The following is a 1,099-nucleotide window of genomic DNA, read 5'->3' on the forward strand; positions in this document are numbered from 1 at the left end:
TTAACCAACCACCCGACTGGCAAAAAGCTTGGCGGTATTGTGGGCTGGGTTGGTTTGAGTGTACCAAGTGCAGTCTTAGCGTTTTATTCCATTGTTGGCGGTTGGTTGATCTGCTTTTTGCTAGGTGCGGTTACCGACATCATGGGAATGGAAGCGGCGACTCAATGGTTAAAAGGTTTTAGTGTAGAGCGCAACTTGTTCGGTACGATTACATTTTATGTACTTACCATTTTGATCGTGCAAGGTGGCGTTAAACAAGGCATTGAGAAATGGTCAACACGTCTAATGCCTGCGTTGTTCGTGTTATTCGGTTTGTTGTTTGTTTACATCATGACGCAAAACGGCGCGATGGAAGGTCTGAAGCATTACTTGGTGCCTGATTTCGAGAAAGTATGGGACCGTAAACTAATTCTTGCTGCAATGGGGCAGGGCTTCTTCTCACTGACGATTGGTGGTTGTTCAATGCTGATCTACGGCTCTTACTTGAGCAAGAAAGAGAACCTTCCCAAGATGGCAATGAATGTGACCTTGGTCGATACGGCTGTTGCCTTTATTGCAGGGCTAGTGGTGATGCCAGCGATGTTTGTTGCGATGCAAAAAGGTGTCCAAATCTACGCTGAAGACGGTTCTCTATTGAGCTCAGACACCTTGGTATTTACCGTATTGCCATTGATGTTTGATAGCTTAGGTTTACTTGGCCAACTGTTCTCAATCGTGTTTTTCTTATTGCTGACGATTGCGGCGCTGACGTCTTCCATCTCAATGTTAGAGTGTCCGGTGGCGTTAGTGAGTGAACGTTTCAATACTAAGCGCAGTGCGACTAGTTGGGTGCTAGGTGGTCTTATTGCTCTGTTCAGCGTAGTGATTGTGTACAACTTTGGCGCGTTGTTTGGCATGGTTGCGACGGTTGCAACTCAGTATTTACAGCCAACGGCGGCACTACTGTTCTGCTTGTTTGGTGGTTGGGTATGGAATCGTAACTCTAAAATTAAAGAGCTTGAGCAGGGTTGTCCTGAATTCACACAAGGCTGGTTTGGTAAATTGTGGCCTGCGTATGTGAAGTTTGTGTGCCCTGTATTAGTTGCGACGGTGATCTGGG

The 1,099-nt window shown here is 46.3% G+C and carries 1 protein-coding gene; it reads left to right on the plus strand.

Annotated elements, in window-relative coordinates; all coding sequences use genetic code 11:
* On the plus strand, nucleotides 1–1,099 hold a 1,099-nt coding region (locus tag R7E42_RS25230), incomplete at both ends, for a sodium-dependent transporter (RefSeq protein ID WP_318073271.1).

It is taken from the genome of Vibrio sp. Vb1337, assembly GCF_033338715.1.
Taxonomy (GTDB): domain Bacteria; phylum Pseudomonadota; class Gammaproteobacteria; order Enterobacterales; family Vibrionaceae; genus Vibrio; species Vibrio alginolyticus.